Below are 25,320 nucleotides of genomic sequence, written 5' to 3' on the forward strand. Positions count from 1 at the left end.
GGTCTATGGCAGCATCAGCATCACACCGGAACCCCTCCATGCGCATCGTGTTCGGCGGCGACGGGTTCCTCAACGACCAGACCGTGAAGGACCTGTGCCGCCAGGCGTGTGCTCGCCGTCCCGACGCGGAGTTTGTCGAGCTCGACGCCGCCTCATGCGACTCCTATGCCTTCGACGAGGCCGTCAGCCCGTCGCTGCTGTCCGACGCCGCCGTGGTGAGGGTGTCCAACCTGCAGGGCGCCGACGACAAGCTTGGGGACGCCATGGTCGACTATCTGAAGCACGCCGGCGACGATGGCGGAACCGTGGTGATATGCCAGCACGAGGGCGGCATGAAAGGCAGACGCCTCATCGATGTGCTCAAACGTGCGGGTGCCGACATGGTGCAGGTGCCCGACCTGAAGAAGGCCGACGCCAGAATCAACTACGTCTACCAATGCTTCGAGCGGCGGGGCAGACGCGTGGACCCCGTCGCGGCGCAGCAGCTGGTGAACGTGCTCGGCGGCAGGACCGGTGAGCTCGCCGCCATGTGCGCGCAGCTGTGCTTCGATTTCGACGACGACCCCATCGGCGTCGACAGGGTGAACCAATATCTCACCGCAAGCCCCCAGGTCACCGGCTTCGTCGTCGCCGACAAGGCCGTGGAGGGGCGCACCGCGGAGGCCATCGTCGCCATGCGCTCCGCCATCGCCCAAGGCACCGACCCCATAGCGCTGATCGGGGCGCTCGCCATGAAGCTGCGCACCATGGCCAAGGCGTCCGCCGTGCGTGTCGGCACGATCAGCCAGTCGGAGGCGAACATCAACCCGTGGGTGCTGAAGAACGCGGGGCGCCAGCTGTCCGGATGGTCCTCCGACGGCATGCGGCGCTGCATCGGCATGCTCGCGTGGGCGGACGAGCAGAGCAAGACCAACGGCGGCGACCCGGTCTATGCTTTGGAACGGACCATCGAGGCCATCGGGGCGAAAGGAAGGAACTGACATGACCGGGGAGCGAACGATCATCGCACCGACCGCGGAGGACATGCGCGACGTGGGACGCCGGGTGGCGTCCATGGTGCGCGGAGGCGACGTGCTGTTGCTGTCCGGGCCGCTCGGCGCCGGCAAGACCACCTTCGCCCAAGGATTCGGCGCCGGACTCGGCGTCGACGGCCCCATCGTCTCACCCACGTTCACCATCGCCCGGGAGCTCGAAGGCCGGTTCGTCGACGGATCCCCGGCGCATCTGGTGCACGTGGACGCCTACCGTCTGGGCGGTACCGCCTACGCGCCAGGCCAGGACGCCACGGGCCGTCTGCTCGACGAACTCGAATCCCTCGGACTGGATGAGGAGCTCGAGGACCCCAGTGACGACACGGTCGTGCTCATGGAATGGGGCGAGCAGATGGCCGCGGCCCTCGCCCCCGAACGTCTGGAGATACACATCGACCGGCCGCTGGACGCCGACGCCCGCATCGCCGACCCGGACGCGGAACTGACCAGCGCCGGCGTCCGCACGGTCACGTTCGTGCCCGTGGGCGGCGCATGGGCGGAACGGATGTCCTCCACGTTGTAGACTCTTACAGGTCGTAGCAAGGAGAAACACATATGGGATGCACGCTGGTGATCGACACCTCGTACGGTTCGACGGTCGGCGTCGTCGGCCATGAGCCGATCGTCGAAACCGATTCGCGCACGCACGTCGAACGGCTGCGGAACAACATCGCCCTCGCCGTGGAACGGGCCGGCGGCACACCGCGGGACATCGACACGGTCATCGTGGGAACCGGCCCCGCGCCGTTCACCGGGCTGCGCGCCGGCATCGTCACCGCCAAGGCGCTCGCCTTCGCCACCGGCGCGAACCTCATCGGCCGCAACGTGCTCGAACCGCAGGTGCGGTGGAACCTCATCCGCCGTGGCAATGACGGCACGTCCGGCGGCCCGGCGGCCCGGCGCACGCTCACGCTCGCCGTGAACGACGCGCGCCGCAAGCAGCTGTACTTCGAGCTGTGCGACGAGCCGTCCACCGGCGATGGCGGGGACGGGTCGTCGGCGCACCCGATCATCGCCATGGACATCGACTATCCGGACTCCATCGTGGAACGGGTGAACGAGGCGGTGAGGACCTGGCGGGAACGTGTCGGCGGCGACGTGGTCGTCGACGTCATCGGACACGGCGCCGCCCGATACTCCGAAGCCTTGTCCGCCATCGAACACGTGGGGGACATCGTCGACGAATCCGTGTTCGACGGCGGCGCACAGGGCCTTTCCGTCTTCGCTCGCGACGCCCGCCTCGCCGCCGAGCGCAATCCGGGAACACCGGTCGAGCCGTTGTACCTGAGGCGCCCGGACGCGCAGATTCCGGCGCCGCTCAAGCATGTGCTCAACCACGCCGGTGCCGAAAGGACGGCATGATGCTGCACCGTCTGGAGGAGCTGGACCGCGAGACCGCGATCCGTGCCCTGCGCGGTATCGAACTCGAACTGTTCGGCAACCACGCATGGAGCGAGAACGCGATACGGCAGGAGCTCGATGCACCCGCCCGAACCTACCTGTTCGAGACCGCGGACGATGCCGGCCCCATGCGGGAGTCGGACATCCGGGGATTCGCCGGATTCTGGTATGACGGCGACGACGCGGAGATCATGGACGTGGGCGTGCGGCGTTCCTGCCAGCGGCAGGGCATCGCATGGCGGCTGATGAACGCGCTCATCGACGACGCCGGACGGCAGGGCGCGGGCCGCATGCTGCTGGAGGTGCGTGTGGACAACGACGCCGCCCTCGGCCTGTATCGGCGTCTCGGGTTCGAGCGCATCGGGCTGCGCCGCCGGTACTATCAGCCGGAGGGCGTGGACGCCTATGTCATGGCATTGGATCTGAGGGAGCGCATCGTCGGATTCCGGCCGACGGCGCACGACAGCGGGGAGAGGAACCTATGAGCGAACCGATCGTACTGGGCATCGAATCCACTTGCGACGAGACCGCCGCCGCCATCGTCCAGGGGCGGACACTGCGGTCCAACGTCGTCGCATCATCCATGAACGAACACGCCCGCTACGGCGGCGTGATTCCGGAAATCGCCTCGCGTGCCCATGCGGAGGCCTTCGTCCCGGTGGTGGAGCAGGCGCTCGCCGACGCCGGCCTCGAGCTCGCCGACGTGGACGCCATCGCGGTCTCCGCAGGCCCCGGACTGGCCGGATGCCTCGCCGTCGGCGTATCCGGCGCCAAGGCGCTCGCCTACGCGGCGAACAAACCCATCTACGGCATCAACCACGTCATCGGCCATATCGCGGTCACACAGCTGCAGTTCGGTCCCTTCCCCGACGACACGCTGGCGCTCATCGTCTCCGGCGGCCACACGTCGCTGCTGCACGTGCGGGACGTGGCCCGGCACGTCGACGTGGTCGGCACCACGCTGGACGACGCGGCGGGGGAGTGCTTCGACAAGGTGGCGCGCCTCCTTGGCTTCCCCTATCCGGGAGGTCCGCACATCGACCGTCACGCGCAGTCGGGCGACCCCCATGCCATCCGCGTGCCCCAAGGACTCACCCAGGGCAAGGCCGGCGCCCGTCACCCCTACGATTTCAGCTTCTCCGGCGTCAAGACCGCGGTCGCGCGCTGGATAGAGGAGCAGCAGGCGCTTGGCAACGAGATTCCCGTCGACGACGTCTGCGCCTCCCTGGCCGATTCCGTCGCCTCCGTGCTGGCGAAGAAGGCCATCAACGGATGCCTCCGGTACGGTTCCCGGACGCTGATCGTCGGCGGCGGCTTCTCCGCGAACTCGCAGCTGCGCGCGAAACTGCTCGAGGTCGGCGAACGGCATGGTGTACAGGTGCGCATCCCGAAGATCGGCCTGTGCACCGACAACGGCGCCATGGTCGCCATGCTCGGCGTCAACCTCGTCGAGGCGGGCGTCGGCCCGAGCAGCCCCGATTTCCCCATCGACTCCGCGATGCCGATGTCGAAGATCAGCATGGACTGACCCGTTCCGACGGGGCAGGAAAGACCCTCGCGACTCCAAGGCGCCCGTCGGCTCCGGCTACCGTCCCGTGCCGTCGGATTCGCGCCGCAGCACCTGGAATTCGACCTGCATCTGCTGGGCGAGTTCCAGGAAGCTGACGCCGAGGGCATCCCCGATCGCCCATATCTTGTCGTAGCCCACCGAACGTTCTCCACGTTCGATGCGGCCCATGTACGAACGGTCTATCCCGGCCATCAGCGCCAGACGTTCCTGACTGAGATGGCGGGCGTTGCGCAGCTGCACCACGGCCATGCCGAAGGCCCGGCGGCGCAGCGTGGAAAGTGAGGTATCCGTGGTCATACGGGTATGCTCCGCGAGCGCGGCCCCGCAGTCCACGGACTATAGTCCTCATTTTTCTGTAGGCTGGGAAGTCATGGGCGGCGACGCCCATGACGGTTGATTTATTGCCGACGCACGTGTACATTACACGGCAAACGCCGGTGCCGCGTGACGACGGCACGACGTCGCGAACGACCGGCGGCGGGCCGGAAAGTCAGGAGGAACGCATGGACATCATGAGCGAGCTTTCCTACATCGGGCGCAACACCGCCGCCATCGCCGATCTGCTGTCGAACGTCGACGACGACACCCTGACGGAGGTGTTCAGGTCCCTTGACCCGGTGAGCCAGTCCTTCGTCCGCAACATCGCCGGAGTGGAGATGCTCCGCCGGGGGATAGCCCTTGACGACGGGTCCGAGACGTACGCCGTGCAATGGTGACCGTTGCCGCGGCAAGGTCCGTCAACGGCGATTCTTTCGACGTCAATGAATTCCCCGGTATCAATGAAGAAAATACGGGATTGGGAAGCAGATAAAAAAACCGTGATATTCCATCGAATATCACGGTCGAATGGTGCGCCAGACAGGATTCGAACCTGCAACCTTCTGATCCGTAGTCAGATGCTCTAATCCATTGGGCTACTGGCGCATGTCATCTCTTCAGACAACTCAGCTAATATAACGCTCTCACGGGAAAGATGCAATATCGGCGTGTCGCGTGATTTTCCCCGGAATCCGTGGGATAACCGCATGAAAAATGTTGAGACAGAATGTCATGCTTGATGGAGAAAATCAGGGAAAGGAACACGCATGGCCGATGCAGCAACCACGGGCTTTTGGGGTAGGATCCGGCGTATCGCGGCGTCGGATACGGTCTCGGGGCTGGTGATGCTCGGATTCGCGCTCGCCGGCCTGCTCCTCGCCAACATCCCGGTCACCTCCCACGTGTTCGAGGCGGTCGCGGAATACCATATCGGCGTGCCCTCGACGAACATCGACCTGCCGATCGGGCATTGGGCGCAGGATGGTCTGCTCACCGTGTTCTTCCTTGTGGTGGGCCTGGACCTCAAGCAGGAGCTGACCACCGGCTCCCTGGCGAATCCCCGGGCCGCGGCGGTGCCCATGGCCTGTGCGGTCGGAGGCATGGTCGTGCCGCCGCTGCTGTTCCTGCTGGTCTCCACGCTGTTCTCGTATTTCGGTCCGGGGGGTGTCGGCATGGAGGTGGTGGCCACGGGCAGCATCCTGCCTTCCGCCGAGATCGCACAGGGCTGGGCGGTGCCGATGGCCACCGACATCGCCTTCTCGCTCGCGGTGCTGGCGTTGTTCGCCAAGGGGCTGCCGGGATCGATCCGCGCGTTCCTCATGACGCTCGCCACCGTGGACGACCTGCTCGCGGTCATCGTCATCGCCGTCTTCTTCTCCTCGCTCAACGCCTGGTACTGGTTCGCGGGCATCATCGTGTGCGCCGCCATATGGTCCGTGCTCGTCAAACGCCGCCACGTCCCGTGGCCGCTGGTGGGGCTCGTCGGCATTCTGGCGTGGGTGATGATGTTCGAGGCCGGGGTGCATCCCACACTCGCCGGCGTGCTCGTCGGTCTGCTGACGCCTGCCCGAGAGATGTACGGCGAGACGACGCCACGCGCCGAACGGTACAAGGACAAGCTGCAGCCGTTCTCCGCACTGCTCGCGTTGCCGGTCTTCGCCCTGTTCGCCACGGGCGTGCGCTTCGAGGCGCTCAGCCCGCGCATGCTGCTGTCCCCGGTCGTGCTTGGCATCGGCGTCGCATTGGTGGTGGGCAAGCCGGCGGGCATCATGGCCACCGCATGGATATCCACGCATCTCGCCGGTCTCAGGCTCGCCAAGGGGCTGCGGGTGCGCGACCTGTTCCCCGCGGCGTGCGCGTGCGGTATCGGATTCACCGTGTCGTTCCTCATCGCCTCGCTCGCCTACGCCGACTCCGAGCTGTCGGGGGAGGCGCGGTTCGGCGTGTTGGTCGGTTCACTCGTGTCCGCGGCAATATCGGGAGTGCTGCTCAGCCGCCAGGCGAAGCGCTTCCGTGAACGCAACGCGGAGCGGGAGCTCGCCGAGGCGGCCCGCAAGGCGGCCGGCGACCAGGACATCGACGTGGAGCAGGTCCTCGCCGACGGTTCCGTGACCATATCGATGAAGGACCTGAGCCCCGAGGCGGTGGCACGATACAAGGCACGTCACGGGCAGGGCGACGACCGTTCCCACGACGGCGGACAGACGCCGAAGGACGGCGGGGGAGCCGTGCGGCGCCTCCGGCGCCGTCTGGGCATCTTCCGACGAGGCGGGAACCGAAAACATCCCGGCACGAAATCCCGGCGCAAGCCCCCGCACCGCCGGCATCCGGGCAAATGAGGATGACGGCGCCCTCGTCCCCGATGACCACATGCACGATGCGCGTGGATATGTGAATGGCGAATTAATTCACGGGGAATTCGCATCGGACGCCAACGCATCTGCGGCGGCGGGCCCGAAGTCTTGCTAGGCTGGCAGTCGGCAAGGAGCGTGACACATGGCAAGACTCGTGAAGAACAGCGCCGGGAAGAAGGGACGTCACGGGCGTGACGATGCGCAGCCCGCGAAGAAGAAGGACAAGAACCTCAAACGCAAGAACATCGTCGGGCATGACGACGATGCGGCGCTCGCCCCGGGCCCCGGCATGGACGCCGCCGAAATCGCGCGGGAGAAGGACTCCCCGTTGGGCGGCACCTACTACCGTGGCCCGGTGGTGATGCGTGGGTCGATGATTCCGAAGGACACCACCAGCGGTAACCTGCTGCGCCGTGACGACCGCACGGACTGGCTGCACATGGACCCGTGGCGTGTGCTGCGCATCCAGGCCGAGTTCGTCGACGGCTTCGGCGCCCTCGCCGAGGTGGGGCCCGCGGTCACGGTGTTCGGCTCGGCCCGCACCAAACGCGGCGACCCCTCCTACAAGGCGGCGAGGCGCATGGGCAAGCTGCTGGCGGAACGTGGCGTGGCCACGATAACGGGCGGCGGCCCGGGCATCATGGAGGCCGCGAACAGGGGTGCGTCCCTGGCGGGTGGCAAATCCATCGGCCTCGGCATCGAGCTCCCTCACGAGCAGGGGCTGAACAGCTACGTCAACCTCGGCATGACGTTCCGGTACTTCTTCGTACGCAAGACCATGTTCGTCAAATATTCGTCCGGCGTCATCGTATGCCCGGGCGGGTTCGGCACCATGGACGAGATGTTCGAGGTCCTCACCCTCGTGCAGACCCACAAGGTCACCACCATGCCCATAGTGCTGTTCGACACGGACTACTGGCAGGGGCTGTTCGACTGGATCAACGGCACGCTCGCCGACCACGGCATGATTTCGCCGTTGGACCCGAACCTCGTGACGCTCACCGACGACCCGGACGAGGCAGTCGACTATGCGACGCATCTGATCGGGAACTGACGCGGGCCGGCCGCCGGCGGTGCCTGCGGCCGGCTACTGCTGCTCGGGCAGCTTAAGGCTGAGAATCATTCCCGTCCCCGTGGGAATGATGCTTGACGAGAATCGTTCGTCGGCCATGGCGTAGTCGATGAGCTGGCGCATGCGCGTCGCCTTGCCGCAACGGTCGGACGGGTTGAGCAGCCCGCCGCGCGAATCGGCGTTCTCCAATGCCAGCGCGTCGCATAGGATGAGCACGCCTCCGGTGCGCAGCAGCCGATGGGCATGGTCGTAGGCGTCCGCATAGTTCTGTTCGTCCCCCGAGATGATGACGAGGTCGTAGTCGTCGTCGTTGAGGCGGGGGAGGAACACCTCCGCCTTGGCGTTGACCACGCGCAGCCGCACCTCGGACCGTGTCCGGGCCGTGATCTTGCGGATCGCCGTGGCGCCCTGGGCGGAGGAGTCCACTACGGTGAGCTGTCGTCCCGCCGGATCCGTCAGCCGGTCGAGCCCGGCCATGAGATGCAGCGCCTCCATGATGGCGCCGGTGCCGAGGATGATGACGGACCGGGCGTCGAGCTGTCTGGCCTCGAAGGCCAGGAAATCGGCCTGGGCCGCCGACCCTTGGCCGAATCCCATTCCGTCGGCCTGCTCGCGCAGGCCGCTGAGGTCGTCGGACTCGTTGACGAGGGCGGCGTTCTCGATGAATTCCCATCCCTTGGCGATATTGGTGAAGTCTCTTCTGTTCATCGTCACTTGAGCGCCGCCTTGGCCGCATCGACCTTCTGAATCGTCTGCCACAGCTCCTCGCCCACGTCGATGCCCTTCGGGCAATGCATGGAGCAGGCCCGCACGGACTGGCACGCGGCCGACCCGTCCGGTGCCATCAACGCCGCGAGACGCTCCGCCCCGGCACCGTCACGCGAATCATTGAGGAATCGTGAGGAGAGGATCATCGCGGCCGGGCCGACGAACGCCTCGCCGCCGGCGTAGACCGGGCAGCTGCCTTCGCATACGCCGCAGGCGATGCAGTTGCTGAGCAGCTCGTACCGTTTCAGCTGGTCGGGGTTCTGCAGGTATTCGAACGCATCGACCTTGCCGTTCGGCGTGGTCTTCAGATCGCCGGATGCCTGAAGGTACGGCTTGAGACGACGAATCTGGTCCAGCATGGGATCGATGTCGGCGATGAGGTCGCGGCGGGTGGGGAAACCGGGCAGTGCGGCCAGTTCGATGACCAGCGGGGTCCCGGGGGCCAGGGCGTCGAGGTCGATGGCGCGATCGGAGGAGTCCAGCGGCTCGCCGGTGGGACGGAACCCGTCCTCATTGGCGTATTCCGGAGCATCGGGCTTCGCCCAGTCGCGGACCTTCGCCGTGCACAGCAGCGTGGGCGTGCCATTGATGGCCACGGCATCGGACCCGCACATGCCATGCCCGCACGAATACCGGAACGCCAGGGAGGGATCCTGTTCGCGTTTGACCGCCAACAGGCAGTCGAGCACGGAATCGCTGGCGTGCGCGCTGACGACGTAATCCTGGGTCCAACGCTTGCCGCGCACGCGGTTCGACCTGGCCCCGGCGTCCGATCCGCCGAACGGCGACTTCGAGCCGAACGGGCTGCCGCCGCGACGACGCCCGGCACGTTCGGGCTTTGGGGTGAAACGGGCGATGCGCAAGGTCACCGACAGCACACGGTCGGTCGCGGCAATGGTCATTTCGTTGGTTCTCCTCAATCGTTAACTACCGACATCATAGCTTACCGGCGCATCGCATCGGGATGCGCCGGCGGCCTCAATCATCAAGGAGTGTTCACGAGCGGCCGGCTCCGACGGCCACCCCGCCCCCGTCAGTAGGCGCGCGACTTCGGCGGATAGTCGGTGATGACCACCGGCTGCCAGGAGACGGCGTGCCGTGCGTCGGTCATCGAATGGGCGAGGAAGCCCTCGTCGTCGCGTTCCGGGAAATCCCTGCGGAACAGCGCGCCGCGCGACTCGTGGCGGGCATCCGACGCCGCAAGCATGGCCTGCGCCACCGTGAGCAGATGCCGCACTTCGAGAATCGCGGTGACCTCCTGGTTGTAGGCGGCGGTGTCGCTGTGTGCGACGAGACGGTCGCCGCGGGGCGTGAGCGTGCGTTCGATGGCGCCCAACGCCTCGGCAAGCCCGTCATGGTCGCAGCGCACGGCCGCATGACGCTCCATGAGCGCGCCGAGGTCGGCCATGAGACGGTAGGCGTTGTCGTCCGACGCGTCGGATGCGCCGTCCCCGGCGGAATCGGAACCGGCTGGCGACGAGGGCTTCAGCAGCGTCTCGATGATGTGGCGACGTGCATCGGCGGCATCCGCGACCGCCGGGGAGGCGTCGTCGGCTCCGTCGTCGTGGGGCTGTGCGGCTTCGATGCGCGCCGCGAGCGCCGCTCCGGCCCGCGTTCCGAAAAGGCAGGCGTCCAGCAGCGAGTTCGCGCCCAGGCGATTCGCGCCGTGCACGCTGACGCACGAGCATTCGCCGGCCGCGTAGAGGCCTTCGATGGGGCGCCTCTCGCCATCGGCCCATTCGTAGACGTTGCCGTCGGCGTTGATGGGTATGCCGCCCATGGTGTAGTGGGCGGTCGGCTTGATGGGGATGAGGTCCTCGGCCGGATCGAGGCCCGCATACTGGCGCACCGTCTCGCACACCTCGGGAAGCCGTTCCTCGAGCACGTCGCGGCCCAGCGCCCGCAGGTCGAGCCATACGCAGTCCCGCGGCCCGTCCGGGTCCTTCGGATCGGCGACGCCACGGCCGGCGTCGACCTCGGCCATGATGGAACGGGACACCACGTCGCGGGCGGCGAGGTCGCCGTGGCCGGGAGCGTAGCGGTCCATGAAATGCTCCCCGTCGGCGTTCAGCAGCCGGCCTCCCTCGCCGCGGGCCGCCTCGGACAGCAGGATGCCGGTATGGGCCAGGCCGGTGGGGTGGAACTGCACGAACTCGATGTCCTCCAGCTGCAGCCCGGCCTCAAGGGCCAAGGCCATGCCGTCCCCAGTCAGGTCCCAGGAATTCGACGTGGTATGGAACAGGCGTCCCGCGCCGCCGGTGGCCAGCATGATGTTGCTCGCCTCGATGCCGTGCACCTTGCCGGTGTGCGTGTCCAGCACCACCAGTCCGCGGGCGTGCCCCATGCCGTCGCCGTCGCGTTCGACCACGAGGTCGCTCACATACCATTCCTCGGCGAATTCGACGCCTTCCTTGACGCACTGCTGCCACAGCGAGTGCAGGATCTGGTGACCGATGCGGTCGGCCGCGTAGGCGGTGCGGTGCACCGGTTGCCGGCCGAATTCCGCCGTATGCCCGCCGAACAGCCGTTGGGCGATGTGCCCATCCCCGGTGCGTGAGAACGCCACGCCGTCATGCTCGAGGCCGATGACCGTGGCGGGGGCGTTCTCGGCCAGTATCGCCGCCATGTCCTGATCGGCCAGCCAGTCGCTGCCCTTGATCGTGTCGTACAGGTGCCAGTGCCAGTCGTCATGCTCGACGTTGCCCAGACTGGCGGCGATGCCGCCCTCGGCGGACCCGGTGTGCGAGCGCAACGGCTGGAGCTTCGAGAGCACCAGGATCTTGGGGCTGCGGCCTTCCTGCCGCATCCGGTCGAACGCCTTGGAGCGCAGCAGCCCCAGACTGGCGGACAGTCCCGCCGCTCCGGCGCCGACGATTACCGCATCATAGTGTTTTTCCAACTGCTTCGGACTCATACCCTCGATTGTCGCACAGGCCCGGACCATGGCCTTCGGGGCGGTGGGATGCGGCCGGGGCCGGCGACGCCCCATAATGGGGATATGGTCGAAGCTATGGAACAGTCGTTTTCGCAGAGGGTCTATGCCGTGGTGAGTCGGATACCGAGGGGCATGGTCGCCACTTACGGCCAGGTTGCCGCACTCGCCGGCGCACCGCGCAGCGCCAGGTTCGTGGGGTTCGCGTTGCATGGCAATCCGGAGCCGGGGCGGATTCCCTGCCATCGCGTGGTGTTCCGGGACGGTTCCCTTGCCCCCGGGTTCGCCTTCGGCGGTCCGGAACGGCAGCGGGCGCTGCTGGAGGGGGAGGGCGTGGCGTTCGTCCCGCCCGCCGTGGGGGCGGGCAACGCCGGGGCGGAAGGATGGCGGGTCGATCTCGGCCGCTGCCAGTGGCGGGCGTAGTCGCGGACGCCCGCCTACATGGCCCCGGACCGTCCGCCACGGGTCCGCGGAACCAGCGAGATGACGCCGTCGGCCCCGATGACGATGATGTCCCTGGCTTCCAGGGCGGCGAGCGTCAGCTGCAGGGTGGCCGCGTCGCAGGGCGGCGACGTCCCGTTCGTGGACAGATGGTCGAGGATCGCGTCGGGGGTCGCCGCCACATGCCGCCGCCCGCAGCTTCGGATGGCGCTCGTCACCGCCCGCTGCAGCGGATCGGCCGGGGCGTCGGTTCTCGTGGGGTCCGCGCCGTCGTCGCGTTCGTTTCCGCCGTCGTCCCCGACGGCGTCGTGGGGCGCATGGCAGATATCGGAGACATCGGTCGCGGAGGCCAGCAATACGGCCTTGCCCTCATGCACCAGTCTGTTGCATCCGGTGTTGTAGGGCTCATCGATGTCCCCGGGGGCGGCGTAGAGCTCGCGGCTCATCTCCGCGGCCCAGGTGGCGGTGTTCAACGCGCCCGAACGGTGCCTCGCCTGTGCGACGACCACGACCCTGCCCAACGCCGCGATGATCCGGTTGCGTAGCAGGAACCTCCGTGCCTCGGGTATGGTCCCCGGAGGCATCTCGCTGATCAGCGCGCCCCGCCGGTCGGTCATGGCCTCGAACAGGGGGAGGTTGCGGGAGGGGCCGATATGGTCGAGGCCTCCCGCGAACACCGCGACGGTGCGTCCCGCCGGGTTCGGGCCATCCTCGATGCCGGACCGCTCGTCCCATGCGGCGATGGCTCCCCAATGCGCCGCGGCGTCGGCGCCCATCGCGCCTCCCGACACCACAAGATGACCTGCGCGCGCCGCATGCAGCCCGATGCCCCTCGCCACGAACCGGCCGTAGTCGTTGGCCTCACGCGATCCCACCACGGCGACCGGGGCGTCGCAGCTGGTCAGAGCGGCCGGGTCGCCCACGCCCCAGAGGCACAGCGGGGGCGCCCAGTCCGAACGTATGGACAGGTCGGCGAGCTGGGTCGGCCAGTACGGCGAATCCGGGCCGATGATCCACTGGCGTTCGTCGTGCACGAACCACGCGGTCAGGCCCTCGCGAGATCGTGCGGGCAGCCGGCCCAGTCTTCCGCGCCATCGGTCCAGCGCCGTATGGAACCCCTCCACGGCCCTGGCGTCGGCCCTGCGGCCCCATCTGGCCAGCCCGGTGACGAACACGCGGTCGAGCTCGCGCGCCCCGCCCGGTCCGTCGTATCCGAGCCAGTCCGGCCTCTGGTGGGTCGTCTCCTCGCAGAGGAGGGCCAGAAGCCGTCTGGGCGATTCGGCGCCTTTCAGCGCAGCGAACATGAGGGCGTCGGGCCCATCCCCGCAGTGGGTGAGCGCCGCGCGGCAGAGCGTATCCGTTTCCGGTGTCGTCGTCATCGTTCCTCCGTTCCCGTTCTCTCCTACTTCAGTCTTGTCCGCAGTGCTATGCCGGCGGCGACGTCGCCCGAATCGGGACTGGTGCGTCCCGACACGTCCGCGAGCGTCCATGCCAGCCGCAGCGCACGGTCGGCGCCACGCAGGCTGAGCTTCTGCGTCTCCAGCGCGTCGGCCACCAGCGACATGGCCTTTGCCGACGTGTTCCGACGCAGCCAGTCGCCGCTCGCCTTGGCGTTGCATGGCCATCCCTGCATCCGGTACCGTTCGGTGGCGGCGGCGCGCGCCTCGATGACGCGTCGCCGTATGACCTCGCTGGATTCGCCTGGTCCGCGTTCGCCGGCGACGAGGTTGGCCACCGGCGGCACCGTCACCTGGATGTCGATGCGGTCGAGGATCGGCCCGGAGAGGCGGTTCCAGTAGCGGGTGCGGTCCTTGACGCTGCAGACGCACCGCTCTCCCGAGCCCCATCCGAACCCGCACGGGCAGGGGTTCGCCGCCATGACGAGCTGGAACCGCGCCGGATAATGCGTGGTGCCCTTGGAACGTGACAGCGAGACGAAGCCGGTCTCCAAAGGCTCGCGGATGGTCTGCAGCACGCGTGGCGGGAACTCGGGCGCCTCGTCCATGAACAGCACGCCGTTATGCGCCCGCGTTATGGCCCCAGGCCGGGCGAATCCCGAGCCTCCGCCCACCAACGCCGGCACGCTGGACGTGTGGTGGGGCGCCTCGTACGGCGGCACGTCCGTGATGCCGTACGAGGGCAGGGTGCCGCACAGCGAACGGATGGAGGCCACCTCGAGCTGCTGGCGTTCGTTCATCGGCGGCATGATGGTGGGCAGACGCGAGGCCAGCATCGTCTTGCCCGCGCCGGGCGGTCCCACCATGATGACGTTGTGGCCGCCCGCGGCCGCGACCTCCAACGCCCATTTGACATGGTCCTGGCCGACCACCTGGTTCATGTCCGACGCGTCGCGTCCCCCGTCCGCATCGATGCCGCTTCCGGCGTCCGCGCCGATGTCGACGTCCTCGGGAAGGCGGTACCGCGTGCTGCCTCCCATATGTTCGATGAGCTCGCCGAGATGCCGCACCGGAACGACGTCGATGTCGGGAACCAGTCCCGCCTCGTCGAGGTTGCCGTGGGGGATGAACGCCCGCGTGATGCCGCGGTTGCGCGCGTGGATCAGTATCGGCAGCAGTCCGGTTATGGGCAGCACGCAGCCGTCGAGCCGCAGCTCGCCCATGACGAGGGTCTGCTCGAAGGCGTCATGGGGTATGACACCGCCGGCGCACAGCACGCTGGCGGCGACCGCCAGGTCGTGGCTCGCCCCGCTTTTGGGCAGTGACGCGGGGGAGAGGTTCACCGTCACGCGCGTCTGCGGCCACGGGAACCCGGCCGCCGAGCACGCCGACTTCACCCGTTCGCGGGCTTCGGACAGCGAGGTGTCGGGCAGGCCGATGATGGAGAAGTACGGCAGTCCGGGCGAGATGTACGCCTGCATCGTGATGGTGAAGGCCTTGAGCCCTACAAGGCCCACCGAAAGCGCGGTCCCGATCATCAGAACGCCCCCGGTATGTGCCTGATCTGCGGTGCCCGGCGTCCTCCGAGCACGCTGATGGCCAGGACGTCGAAACGGGTGCCGCTGCGGCGTATGGCATCGCCGTGCCGTTGGATCCATTCCATCCCGGCGTGCCGCAGTGCCTTGCGCTTGTGCTCGGTCACGGCGTCCTGCGGGGGGCCGAACATGGCGCTGCGCCGCGTCTTCACCTCGACGAATGTGAGTTGGTCGGCGCGGTTCAGCGCGATCACGTCGAGTTCGCCGTGCCGCGAGCGCCAGTTGCGGTCGAGGATGGTCCAACCCCGCTCCCGCAGCCAGAGTTCGGCATAGTCCTCGCCGAGGCGGCCGAGCTGCCGTGGCGTCAGCCCGGGCTGATGGAGCCGCCGGGTCAGCTGGTCGATCTGCTGTCGGACCCGTGCCGCAGAGGGCTCCCCGGCCATGGTGGCATGATGGTCCGCGGTCCGTCCGGCCTGCATGGTGTCTGTCATGATGTCTGTGTCTGTCATGGTCCCACTTCAGCATGGAACGGCCGCCGGCGGGCGCCCGCACCGGACAAGTGGACGGATGGACCACCCCCGGACGCCGAATGTGGACGATTCCCGGCCTCCGCCGGCCATGTGGACGGATTCGGGCGCCGTCCACATGCCGTCCACGCGCCGTCGTCGGCGTGTCGCGGAAAACCGCCCGGAAAAAGCGGCGGTCCGTCTCCGCGGCAAACCATTGCGGAACATGCGACTGGGAAAAGGCTATAACCAACCCTGATAGCCAAAAGCCCGTTTTGGCTTGAAAACAGAGGCTTCGAGCGGATATTGTCACAGTCATCAACCAAAAACAAACCAACCGCGAACTTGAAGGAGCTCACCACAATGGCTGAGAAGAACAAGAACTACCGCTTCGAGACCCTGCAGCTGCACGTCGGCCAGGAGCAGGCCGATCCCGCCACCGATTCCCGCGCCGTGCCGATCTACGCCACCACCTCCTACGTCTTCCACGACTTCGACCACGCCGAGGCCCGCTTCGGACTGCAGGACCCGGGCAACATCTACGGCCGTCTGACCAACTCCACGCAGGGCGTGTTCGAGGACCGCATCGCGGCCCTTGAGGGCGGCACCGCCGGCATCGCGGTGGCCTCCGGCGCCGCGGCCGTCGAGTACGCGGTGCGCAACATCACCCAGTCCGGCGACCACATCGTCTCCTCCAAGAACATCTACGGCGGTACCTTCAACCTGCTCAAGCACACGCTGCCGCGTGACGGCATCACCACCACCTTCGTCGACCCGGAGGTCCCGCAGAACTTCGAGGACGCCATCCAGGAGAACACCAAGCTCGTCTACTTCGAGACCTTCGGCAACCCGAACGCCGACCTGCCGGACTTCGAGGCCATCTCCGCCATCGCCCACAAGCACCATCTGCCGGTGATCGTCGACAACACGTTCGCCACCCCGTACCTGTTCCGTCCGCTCGAGCACGGCGCCGACGTCGTGGTCGAGTCCGCCACCAAGTTCATCGGCGGCCACGGCACCACGCTGGGCGGCGTCGTCGTCGAGGGCGGCAAGTTCAACTGGGCCGAGGTCCCGGGCAAGTTCCCGACCCTCACCGAGCCGGATCCGTCCTACCACGGCCTGAACTTCTACGAGGCCCTGGGCGGCGCCGCATTCGTCACCCGAATCCGCGCCATCCTGCTGCGCGACACGGGCGCCACGCTCTCCCCGTTCGCCGCGTTCCTGCTCCTGCAGGGCACCGAGACCCTGTCCCTGCGCGTCGAGCGCCACGTCCAGAACGCCCTCAAGGTCGTCGAGTACCTGCAGACCGTGCCCGAGGTCGAGTCCGTGTCCCACCCGGCCATCGAGGGCCGCCGCGACCACGAGCTGTACAAGAAGTACTTCCCGAACGGCGCCGGCTCCATCTTCACCTTCGACATCAAGGGCGGCAAGGACGCGGCACGCGTGTTCATCAACAACCTGCACCTGTTCAGCCTGCTGGCCAACGTGGCCGACGTGAAGTCCCTCGTCATCCACCCGGCCTCCACCACGCACTCCCAGGAGACGCTGGAGGAGCTCGAGGACCAGGGCATCCACCAGGGCACCATCCGCCTGTCCATCGGCACCGAGAACATCGAGGACATCCTCGACGACCTCAAGGGCGGCTTCGCGGCCCTGCGCGAGTCCGGTCTCGCCAAGTGACCCACGGGATTCGGGGGTAATCCTTACTTTCGGTCATTCGGGGCCGGCGCTGTTGGGGGATGGCGTCGGCCCCTTTTCCATGTCGGATTCATGTCCATGCGGCATGGTCCCGTCTTCCGCGGGAACTCCATCCCCCGCATAGGCCCCGGCCGGCCCGCGCGTCATCGTGCGTGCCGGCCGTCGCGGGCCGTCTCATCCGCCTATCGGCCGCACACCTCGTCCACGAAGGCGCGTACGAAGGTGAGCGCCGCGCCAAGCACGTCCTGATCGGGCGCGCACGCGCTCTTACGCATCGTCAGTGAGCAGTCGGGGAACGAGTCCAGCTTCTCCACACGCTGCTTCAGGTCGGCCATGTCGTCGTTGGTGAAGTACTGGCCGACCTGGCCGCCGATGATCACGTCGCAGTTGAGCACGGTGCGCATGTTCTTGATGGCCAGCGCGAGGTTGTCGAGATAGTTGTTGAAGACGCGGCGGTGCGTGTATTCGTCGTCACGCACCTGGTTGAAGAACTCCTCGAGGCTTTCGCCGCGGTGCCCGGTCAGCACGCGCGCCGAGCAGTAGGCGTCGAGGCATCCCCTGCGCCCGCAGTAGCATGGCGCGCCGTCCTCCACCAGCGTCATGTGCTCGATGGTGCCGTTCTTCATGGTGGAGCCCTGGCGCAGCCGGCCGTCGATGATGACGGCACCGCCCATGTACGGCTCCAGATACACGCACAGCGCGTTCTCTATGGACGGGTCCAGCCACAGCTCCGTCATCGCCGAGGCGTCGGAGTCGTGGATGAACGTGCATGGGTGGTCGATTTCGCGTGTGAACGTGGAGGTGTCCAGCCCCTCGTTGCCGAGGATCTTGCCGAACGTGATGCTTTGCCCGTCCGCGGAGACGATGCCCTGCATGCAGAATGCCACGCCGAGGATCGTGGACGGCGGCACGTTCAGCGACCTGATGAAGTGGTTGATGAACTGGCAGATGCGATGATAGTACGCGTCCGCGTGCGCGTACGGCAGCCGTCCCGAGGCCCGTTTGACGCAGGTGCCATGCATGTTCACCGCGCAGACGATGACCATGTCCGCGGTCATGCGCACGCCGATAGCGAGCCGCACCTGGCTGTTGAACATATACCGTTTCGGCTTGCGACCGCCGGTCGATTCGAAGAAACCGCCGCCTTGGATCAGCCCGTCCGCCTCCAGATCGCGCAGGTTCTGCGTGATCGTGGGCAGACTCATGTTCAGCGCCCGCATGATGTCCTGCTTGGACGAGCCGTCGTGCCGGTATATGTGGTCAAGCACCTGATGCCGGTTGTGCAGCTTGACCTGCGCCGTGGTTGCAGTAGCCAATAGAAAACCTTTCCAACGCCTCATTGTATCGGCCGGCGACAGGTTCCGTAGGAAAGGTCCGGAAAATGTCGCGTTCACGGTCCCCGACTACGATGGCCGATGACGGTCGTCTCAAACGATAGGACGTATCATGACATCTGATTTCCGCATCCGCATCCCCGACCTCATGATGGCGTCGGGCCCCTGTTCCGTCTATCCGCGTGTGCTGGCCGCCATGGGCCGGCAGATGGTGCACCACCGCACCGACAACTTCGTCGAACTCATGCTGTCGGTCAGCGCGGACCTGTCGAAGCTGTTCAAGACGGCGAATCGCGTGCTGCCCGTCGAAGGCGAATCGATCCTCGGTCTGGAGATGGCCTCCTACAACCTCGTCGAACCCGGCGACGTGTGCATCAACCTGGCGTCGGGCTACTACGGCGCCGGATACGCCAAGGTGCTGCGCGCCTACGGCGGCGACGTCGTCGACGTGACCGTGCCCTACGACACGTCCGTGACCATCGAACAGGTGCGCGAAGCGCTCGACCGGCATCCCGACGCCAGGGTGCTGGCCTTCGTGCATTCCGAGACGCCGTCCGCGTCCGAGAACCCGATGGAGGCCATCTGCCGCGAATGCCATGAGCGGGGCGTGGTCACCATCGTCGACTCCGTCTCCGGCGTCGGCGGATCCGACGTGCGATTCGACGACTGGGGCGTCGACGTGTGCGTCACCGGCACGCAGAAATGCCTTGGCTCGACGCCCGGCATGTCGTTGGTGGCGTTGAGCGGCCGCGCATGGGAGCGCGCCGGGGAGGTGATCGCACGCACCGGCCGCTACGAACGGTCGTATCTGTCGTTCCTGCCGTGGCGGCAGTGGCTGGAGAAGGACTACGTGCCGTACACGCCGCCGATCTCGTCGATATACGGTCTCAAGGCCGCGTTGGACATCATCATGGACGAGGGCGGCGTCGACGCGACCATCGCCCGTCATGAACGGGCGGCCAGGGCGACCCGCGCCGGCATCCGCGCCATGGGACTGGACCTGTGGGTGGACGACGACGCCAACATGGCCAATTCCGTCACCGCCGTCGCCGTTCCCGACGGTATCGACGACCGGAGGCTCCGCGGCATCATGGACGACGAATACGGGCTGCACATCTCCGGCGGACTCGGCGACGAGGCCGGCCGGCTCATCCGCATCGGCCACATGGGCTACACGGCCAGCCGGCAGAAGGTCGTCACCGCGCTCGGCGTGCTCGCCTCCGCGCTCGCCGAACTCGGCCACCCGGTCGACGTGACCGCCGGCCTCGAGGCGGCCATGGCGGCGTGATTGCCCGTTGTCGGGGGCGGGCTGATACACTGCTCCACGCATTTGTAGCGGCTCAGGTATGAGTGATGACATGGACCCGCAGGGATGGCTTTACGATACGGGCGATGCGAGGAATGCTGCGACAATTCCAAAAAAAGAGCAACAGAGCATGAAACGAGGATGGGAACGTGAGGGAATCGCAGTCCGAACAGCGGCAGACGACACGGCATCAGACGACAAAACGACAGACAAGCGCAATCGATGAAAGGATACCGCGCAGGCTCATCGGCTCCATTTTCGCCGTCGGCTCGCTCGCGTTCTTCGGTATCCTGACCGAGACGGTGATGACCGTCCTGTTCCCCGAACTCATGCGTGAGCTCAACGTCGGCACCGCCACCGTGCAGTGGATCACCACCATCTACCTGCTGTCGGTGGCGGTCACCATGCCGATCAGCTCGTATCTCAAACGGCGTTTCCCGCTGAAGGCCATCTTCGTGGCCGCCGTGATCCTCGCCGTCATCGGATGCGTCATCATGATCTTCGGACGCAGCTTCCCGGTGCTCATCCTCGCCCGCATCATCCAGGGCGTGGGATCGGGCATCGCCACGCCGCTGATGATCAACATCATCCTCGAGCAGTCGCCGAAGTCGAAGATCGGCCGGCTCATGGGCGTGGGTTCGCTGGTCATCACCGTAGCGCCGGCCATCGGGCCGACCGTGGGCGGCGCCATCTCCAGTGTGCTGCCCTGGCGCGCGATCTTCGTGTTCATCCTCCCCATCATGGCGATCTCGCTGGTCGTCGGACTCCTCTGCATCGAGCAGAAGACGCCCACCCAGTCCGCGCAGCTCAACCCGCTGCAGTTCATCGCCATCGTGCTCGGTCTCGCCGGGCTCATCATGGCCCTGAACCAGGCCGGCGTCGCCGTCAGCGCCGCCGCGGACGGCGCGTCGTTCACCCTTTCGGCGAACATCGCCGGCGCCAGCCTCGTGATCGGCGTGTTGGCATTGCTGTTCTTCGGCTACTCGTCCAAACGTTCGTTCTCGCCGTTGATCCGTCTGGGCATCCTGCGCGACCCGGTGGTGCTGCTGCATCTGCTGGCGTACGCGATCCTGCCGATGGTCGGCATCGGATTCGGCTACGTGATCACCAATCTCGCGCAGCTGTCGCTTGGAGCCGACGCGTTCCTCGCAGGTGCGCTCGTGCTGCCCGGCGCCCTGATCGGCGCGTTCTTCGCACCCGTGGGCGGCATGCTGTACGACCGGTTCGGCGCGACCCGGCCGATTCTCACGGCCTTCGCCGTGGCCGTCGTCGGACCGGTGCTGTTGCTTGTCTTCTCCATGCGGCTGACGCCCGCCCTGCTCGCCGGATTCTACTTCATCTTCGGACTGAGCTATGCGCTCGGCTACTCCAACATCATGACCAGCGCCCTGAGCGCCCTCCCCGGGCAGTTCACACCGGACGGCAACGCCATCTTCAACACCATGCTGCAGTTCGGCGGCGCGGCCGGCACCACGCTGTTCTCCACCATCCTCACCATCGCCCAGGCCGGGGCCGGTGGCGAGGGCACGCCGGCGTTCGCCCATGCCACGGCCGTCGGCGGCGCATGGACCTTCGCCACCATGATCGTCATCTGCGTGGCCGCGTTCGCCGCACTGGCCGCGGCGTTCCGCATCCGCGCGCGACGACGGTAGCCGCAACCGCACGAACGGCATCACCACGACATGCCACAGGCAACCAGTTTGGCCATGATGTGATATCCTCCTGTTGTTGTTTTTCGGCTCCGGGACCATCCCGGAACCTATCCCATGAACGCCATGAACAGTTGCACCTGTTCATGGCGTTTTTATTCCACGGGAAAACAAAAAACGCGCGACCACAGAAGTTCCTACAACCCTTGTTATCGGTTTCATGGGTTTCGTTGTCCTCAACGAGTCATCATCCTCGAGGATGAGCGGCGTCATGCGTTTTTCCGTCTCACGCACGATGGGAACGACGCCGCGTCTTCCGTAGTTTGGTATGCAGCAACGGGCCGATGCCCGACACCGAACGAAGGGAGAACGACGATGGGTCGGCATACCAATACGGAAATCAACTCGACGGCGGCGGAACGGCCGGGCGTCCCGAAACACGTCGGACGGCCGGGCGGGACGGCATACGACGTCCCGCTGCCGCCCACCCGCGTGGAGGGGGAACGGACCGCGGTGGCCATCGAGGCCATCGGACTGACCAAGGACTACGGCGAGGGCGAGAACGTCGTGCATGCGTTGCGCGGCGTGGACATCAGCTTCGCACGCGGCCGGTTCACGGCGATCATGGGACCATCCGGATCCGGCAAATCCACGCTCATGCACACGCTCGCCGGACTCGACTCCGCCACATCCGGCCACATCCTGTTCAACGGGGCCGATCTGACCCGGATGAACGACAGGCAGCTCACCCTGCTGCGCCGCAGCCGCATCGGCTTCATCTTCCAAAGCTTCAACCTGCTGCCGATGTTCACCGCCGAACAGAACATCCTCATGCCGCTGACGCTCGCCGGGGCGAAACCGGACCGGGCATGGCTGCGCACGCTCGTCCGCACGCTAGGCCTCGAACAGCGCATGGACCACCGGCCCAACGAACTCTCCGGCGGCCAGCAGCAGCGCGTGGCCATCGCACGCGCGCTCATCACCCGGCCGAACATCGTCTTCGCCGACGAACCCACCGGCAACCTCGACTCCGTGTCCAGCGCCGAAGTGCTCGAATTCCTCAAACGCTCCGTACGCGAACTCGGCCAGACCATCATCATGGTCACGCATGACGCCGTCGCCGCATCCTACGCCGATCGCGCCATCGTCTTCGCCGACGGCCGCATCGTCGCCGACGAACAGCATCCCACCGCCGACCGCATGAACACGCTGCTCATGGAGGAACGCGAACGGGCGACCCACGCCGCCGTGGCGGGCCGTCGCACACACTGAGCAGGAAGACAAGGAAGGACGAAACGAACCCCATGTTCCCAATCACGTTGAAGCTCATGCGCAGGAACGTGCGCATGCTCATCCCCGCCGGCGTGGCGATCCTCATCGGCACCGCGTTCATCGCCGCCACGTTCCTGTTCGGCAACGCGATGACCGACGCGCTCGCCCGCATGACCACCGCCCAGTACGGTGACGCGAACTACTCCATCGGCCCCGACACGTCCCTCACGGACATGAGCGACAGTGACATGGACTACCTGTATTCGCGCACCGTCAAGGACTTCCGCCCCGACCGCATCCGCGCCGTCGACGGCGTCGACGGCGTGCGCTTCGAGTCGCGAGTCGACCTCGGCGCCACGCACGGAAGCCGCCACGCCAGCGTGTTCGCCGTCACCACCGCTACGGAACGCGGGCTTCTGCCCGTCACCGTCACGAGCGGACGGCAGCCGGCCGACGGCGACGAAATAGCGTTGATGGAATCCACGGCGAGCCGGCTCGGCGCCCACGTGGGCGACACGATCGCGCTGACGCCGAAGTCGGCGGCGCCGGGAACCCCGTCGGCGTCCGGCGTGACGGCGCGCGTCGTCGGTCTCACACGCGACGATGCGGGCGCCTACCCGTATTACGGTGGAGCATCGCTGCTCTCCGACAGGCTCATGGCCACAATGAGCGGCGTCGCCGGCTTCGATGACGTGAACGCCACCAACGTCTACCTCGACATCGCCGACGACGATTCGGCCGCCGCGGCCGCCACGGTGCGGGAGGTCGGCAGACTCCTGCCGAAACGGTTCACAATCGAATCCCGCGAGAAGGCTTCGGCCGCGGCCGTCAAATCGTTGAGCGGCGGCGACACCGACATCACCACCATGTTCCTGCTCGGCTTCGGCGCGCTCGCCATGCTCGTCGGCGCGCTCGTCATCGCCAACACGTTCCAGGTGCTTGTCGCGCAACGCCGGCGCACGCTCGCCCTGCTGCGCGCCATCGGCGCCCGCAAGGGCCAGCTGTACGCCTCGGTGCTGTTCGAGGCGGGCGTGCTCGGCCTCGTCGCCTCCATGCTCGGCGTCGGCCTCGGCATCGCGCTCATGGCCGCGGTGACGGCTTCCGGGCTCACGGCGTCCGCCGGCATGGCCATGCGCCTCGTGCTCGACTGGCGTGTGTTCGTCGTGCCGATCGCGTTCGGCATGGTCATGACCATCATCGCCTCCCTCTCCTCCGCCCGTTCCGCCACCGCCGTGACGCCGCTGGAGGCGTTGCGGCCCATCGAACTGACCGACACGCGCCGCGTCGGAGCCATACGCGGCGTGCTGTCCGTGTTGGCGGCCATCGGCGGGGCGGCCGCATGCGCGTACGCCGTATGGCGGATGAACCAGGCGAACGCGGGCGACGGCACGATGGGCGCGGGCACCGCGCTCACCATCGCGGTGGCCGGCTGCGCGCTCGTCTTCCTCGGCGTCGTTACGGCAGTCCCGTTCTGGCTGCCCCATGCGCTGCGCGGCGTGGGCGCGCTCGTCGCCCTCGCCGGGCCAAGCGCGAAGGTCGCGAACGCCAACATCCAGAAGAACCCACGCCGTGTCGCCGCCACAGGCGCGGCGCTGCTCATCGGCGTCACCCTCGTCGCCACGGTCGCCACCGGAGCGGCCAGCTCCAAGGCGACGATGGGGCAGGCGCTCGCCTCACGCTACAGCGTCGACATGGTCGCCGCCGGAAGCGACATGACCGACGCACAGGCCCGCACGGCCGCCAGGACGAAGGGCGTGACCGCGTCCGTGTACGCGCCCACTGCGGTGGCGGAGGCGAAGACCGCGGACGGCAGGAAGCTGTCGGTGCTGCTCGTCGGCATCGAAGACGCGGGGGATCTGCGCAAGGTCATGCACGCCGACCTCGCCGGCGTGTCCATCGGCTCCGGCGACGCGCTCATGCCGGCCCGCTCCGCCGTCAGCGGACGCACGCTCGCATTCACCGGCGGCAGTGCCACGTTCGACGTGAAGGGGATGTCGGGCACCTCCGACACCACGGCCGCCGCAGGCACCCCGTCGAATACGAAAACAATGACACTTACCGTGCGGCAGTCCGACTACCGCCGCGTCTCCTCCGACTACGACGCCGTCGCCTTCATCGACGCCTCGCATTTCACCGACAAGACGCTCGTCGCAAGCGGCCACATGCTGCTCATGCGCGTCGACGCGGCGACCACCGGCGCCACGCTCAACGACGTGTTCGCGGACGTGCAGTCCGCGTTCGCCGGCTCCACCGGCGTGACCGTGACCGGACCCGTCGCCGAACGCACCCAATGGGACACGATGGTCAACGCGATGATGGCGCTACTCGTCGGACTCATCGCCGTCGCCGTGCTCATCGCGCTCGTCGGTGTCGCCAACACGCTGTCCCTGTCCGTCATCGAGCGCACGCGCGAATCCGCGACATTGCGCGCCATCGGCATGACCCGTGGCCAACTGCGACGCTCGCTCGCCGTTGAGGCGCTGCTGCTCTCCCTCGTCGCCGGCGCGGCGGGCATCGTGCTTGGCACCGGATTCGGCTGGCTCGGCTCCTACATGCTGCTCGGCTCCTACGGCGGCGTGGTCTTCCCGTTCGACTGGGCGGCCAACGGGGCGATGCTCGCCGTTACCGCACTCGCCGCGCTGCTTGCCTCCATCGCTCCCGCACGCCGGGCCGTACGCACGCCTCCGGTCGAGGCGCTCGCCGAAGCCTAGCCGCCACGCCCCGGCATTTCAAGAC

General features: G+C 67.1%; 21 protein-coding genes, 1 tRNA gene and 1 pseudogene. 14 read left to right on the top strand and 9 right to left on the bottom strand.

The features are described 5' to 3' along the window. Nucleotides 1-5: 5 nt before the first annotated feature. From holA to tsaD, 5 genes are read left to right on the top strand one after another with little or no spacing between them, the layout of a single operon-like run. Nucleotides 6-980 (top strand): DNA polymerase III subunit delta, encoded by a 975-nt coding sequence (gene holA, locus KIH77_RS03565; protein ID WP_219099732.1) that lies wholly within the window; start codon nt 6-8, stop codon nt 978-980. 1 nt (nt 981) lies between these two features. After that, nucleotides 982-1,554, top strand: a complete 573-nt coding sequence (gene tsaE, locus KIH77_RS03570; protein ID WP_219099733.1) for a tRNA (adenosine(37)-N6)-threonylcarbamoyltransferase complex ATPase subunit type 1 TsaE — start codon at nt 982-984, stop codon at nt 1,552-1,554. A 32-nt stretch (nt 1,555-1,586) separates the two neighbouring features. After that, on the top strand, nt 1,587-2,393 hold the full coding sequence (gene tsaB / locus KIH77_RS03575) for a tRNA (adenosine(37)-N6)-threonylcarbamoyltransferase complex dimerization subunit type 1 TsaB (protein ID WP_219099734.1): 807 nt from the start codon (nt 1,587-1,589) through the stop codon (nt 2,391-2,393). Beyond that, complete coding sequence (rimI, locus tag KIH77_RS03580; protein WP_219099851.1) at nt 2,393-2,917, top strand: ribosomal protein S18-alanine N-acetyltransferase; 525 nt, start codon at nt 2,393-2,395, stop codon at nt 2,915-2,917. Before tsaB ends, rimI begins: the two co-directional genes overlap by 1 nt. Beyond that, nucleotides 2,914-3,960: a tRNA (adenosine(37)-N6)-threonylcarbamoyltransferase complex transferase subunit TsaD gene (gene tsaD / locus KIH77_RS03585; RefSeq protein ID WP_219099735.1), complete on the top strand. Its 1,047-nt coding sequence runs from the start codon at nt 2,914-2,916 to the stop codon at nt 3,958-3,960. Before rimI ends, tsaD begins: the two co-directional genes overlap by 4 nt. A 57-nt stretch (nt 3,961-4,017) precedes the next feature. Here tsaD and KIH77_RS03590 read toward each other — a convergent pair whose 3' ends face one another. Beyond that, nucleotides 4,018-4,299: a helix-turn-helix domain-containing protein gene (locus tag KIH77_RS03590; RefSeq protein ID WP_236024441.1), complete on the bottom strand. Its 282-nt coding sequence runs from the start codon at nt 4,297-4,299 to the stop codon at nt 4,018-4,020. Between the two features lie 206 nt (nt 4,300-4,505). Between KIH77_RS03590 and KIH77_RS03595 the strand changes: the two genes are divergently transcribed. Then, nucleotides 4,506-4,718, top strand: coding sequence for a hypothetical protein (locus tag KIH77_RS03595; protein WP_219099736.1), 213 nt, complete (start codon nt 4,506-4,508; stop codon nt 4,716-4,718). 131 nt (nt 4,719-4,849) lie between these two features. Here the strand turns inward: KIH77_RS03595 and KIH77_RS03600 are convergent. Then, nucleotides 4,850-4,926, bottom strand: a tRNA-Arg gene (locus KIH77_RS03600). Nucleotides 4,927-5,087: 161 nt separating this feature from the next. Here KIH77_RS03600 and KIH77_RS03605 point away from each other — a divergent pair. Both KIH77_RS03605 and KIH77_RS03610 read left to right on the top strand, forming a co-directional pair. After that, nucleotides 5,088-6,332 (top strand): annotated as a pseudogene (locus KIH77_RS03605) (Na+/H+ antiporter NhaA); the annotation flags it as partial. A gap of 631 nt (nt 6,333-6,963) precedes the next feature. Next, the gene (locus KIH77_RS03610) at nt 6,964-7,728 is read left to right on the top strand and encodes an LOG family protein (protein WP_236024460.1); all 765 of its coding nucleotides are present in this window, start codon (nt 6,964-6,966) and stop codon (nt 7,726-7,728) included. 33 nt (nt 7,729-7,761) lie between these two features. Here the strand turns inward: KIH77_RS03610 and KIH77_RS03615 are convergent, their stop codons facing one another. The 3 genes from KIH77_RS03615 to KIH77_RS03625 form a co-directional block, all read right to left on the bottom strand. Then, nucleotides 7,762-8,454 (bottom strand): O-methyltransferase, encoded by a 693-nt coding sequence (locus KIH77_RS03615; RefSeq protein WP_236024461.1) that lies wholly within the window; start codon nt 8,452-8,454, stop codon nt 7,762-7,764. A 2-nt stretch (nt 8,455-8,456) separates the two neighbouring features. Further along, nucleotides 8,457-9,416, bottom strand: a complete 960-nt coding sequence (locus KIH77_RS03620) for a succinate dehydrogenase/fumarate reductase iron-sulfur subunit (protein WP_219099739.1) — start codon at nt 9,414-9,416, stop codon at nt 8,457-8,459. A 131-nt stretch (nt 9,417-9,547) separates the two neighbouring features. Beyond that, complete coding sequence (locus KIH77_RS03625) at nt 9,548-11,428, bottom strand: FAD-binding protein (RefSeq protein WP_219099740.1); 1,881 nt, start codon at nt 11,426-11,428, stop codon at nt 9,548-9,550. Between the two features lie 96 nt (nt 11,429-11,524). On the opposite strand from KIH77_RS03625, the gene KIH77_RS03630 reads away from it, so the two are divergent. Beyond that, nucleotides 11,525-11,869, top strand: a complete 345-nt coding sequence (locus KIH77_RS03630; protein ID WP_219099741.1) for an MGMT family protein — start codon at nt 11,525-11,527, stop codon at nt 11,867-11,869. A gap of 14 nt (nt 11,870-11,883) precedes the next feature. On the opposite strand, the gene KIH77_RS03635 is transcribed toward KIH77_RS03630, so the two are convergent. The 3 genes from KIH77_RS03635 to KIH77_RS03645 are packed head-to-tail and all read right to left on the bottom strand — an operon-like array spanning nt 11,884 to nt 15,310. After that, complete coding sequence (locus KIH77_RS03635; RefSeq protein ID WP_219099742.1) at nt 11,884-13,266, bottom strand: DNA-processing protein DprA; 1,383 nt, start codon at nt 13,264-13,266, stop codon at nt 11,884-11,886. A 23-nt stretch (nt 13,267-13,289) separates the two neighbouring features. Then, nucleotides 13,290-14,825, bottom strand: a complete 1,536-nt coding sequence (locus tag KIH77_RS03640; RefSeq protein WP_219099854.1) for a YifB family Mg chelatase-like AAA ATPase — start codon at nt 14,823-14,825, stop codon at nt 13,290-13,292. Then, complete coding sequence (locus tag KIH77_RS03645; RefSeq protein ID WP_236024442.1) at nt 14,822-15,310, bottom strand: YraN family protein; 489 nt, start codon at nt 15,308-15,310, stop codon at nt 14,822-14,824. The genes KIH77_RS03640 and KIH77_RS03645 overlap by 4 nt, the downstream gene beginning before the upstream one ends. 378 nt (nt 15,311-15,688) lie before the next feature. Here KIH77_RS03645 and KIH77_RS03650 point away from each other — a divergent pair, with 378 nt between their 5' ends. Further along, the gene (locus KIH77_RS03650) at nt 15,689-17,005 is read left to right on the top strand and encodes an O-acetylhomoserine aminocarboxypropyltransferase/cysteine synthase family protein (RefSeq protein WP_219099743.1); all 1,317 of its coding nucleotides are present in this window, start codon (nt 15,689-15,691) and stop codon (nt 17,003-17,005) included. Nucleotides 17,006-17,205: 200 nt separating this feature from the next. On the opposite strand, the gene KIH77_RS03655 is transcribed toward KIH77_RS03650, so the two are convergent. After that, the gene (locus KIH77_RS03655) at nt 17,206-18,339 is read right to left on the bottom strand and encodes an ROK family transcriptional regulator (protein WP_219099744.1); all 1,134 of its coding nucleotides are present in this window, start codon (nt 18,337-18,339) and stop codon (nt 17,206-17,208) included. A 130-nt stretch (nt 18,340-18,469) separates the two neighbouring features. Here KIH77_RS03655 and KIH77_RS03660 point away from each other — a divergent pair, with 130 nt between their 5' ends. The 4 genes from KIH77_RS03660 (at nt 18,470) to KIH77_RS03675 (ending at nt 25,295) form a co-directional block, all read left to right on the top strand. Further along, nucleotides 18,470-19,645 (top strand): pyridoxal-phosphate-dependent aminotransferase family protein, encoded by a 1,176-nt coding sequence (locus KIH77_RS03660; protein WP_219099745.1) that lies wholly within the window; start codon nt 18,470-18,472, stop codon nt 19,643-19,645. 236 nt (nt 19,646-19,881) lie between these two features. Continuing rightward, a complete protein-coding gene (locus tag KIH77_RS03665) occupies nt 19,882-21,315 on the top strand; it encodes an MFS transporter (protein WP_308283220.1) in 1,434 nt (477 codons plus the stop codon). A 372-nt stretch (nt 21,316-21,687) separates the two neighbouring features. After that, nucleotides 21,688-22,584: an ABC transporter ATP-binding protein gene (locus KIH77_RS03670; RefSeq protein WP_219099747.1), complete on the top strand. Its 897-nt coding sequence runs from the start codon at nt 21,688-21,690 to the stop codon at nt 22,582-22,584. Between the two features lie 32 nt (nt 22,585-22,616). Continuing rightward, a complete protein-coding gene (locus tag KIH77_RS03675; RefSeq protein ID WP_219099748.1) occupies nt 22,617-25,295 on the top strand; it encodes an ABC transporter permease in 2,679 nt (892 codons plus the stop codon). Nucleotides 25,296-25,320 lie beyond the last annotated feature (25 nt).

The sequence above is a fragment of the Bifidobacterium pluvialisilvae genome, from assembly GCF_019331695.1.
Classification (GTDB): Bacteria; Actinomycetota; Actinomycetes; order Actinomycetales; family Bifidobacteriaceae; genus Galliscardovia; species Galliscardovia pluvialisilvae.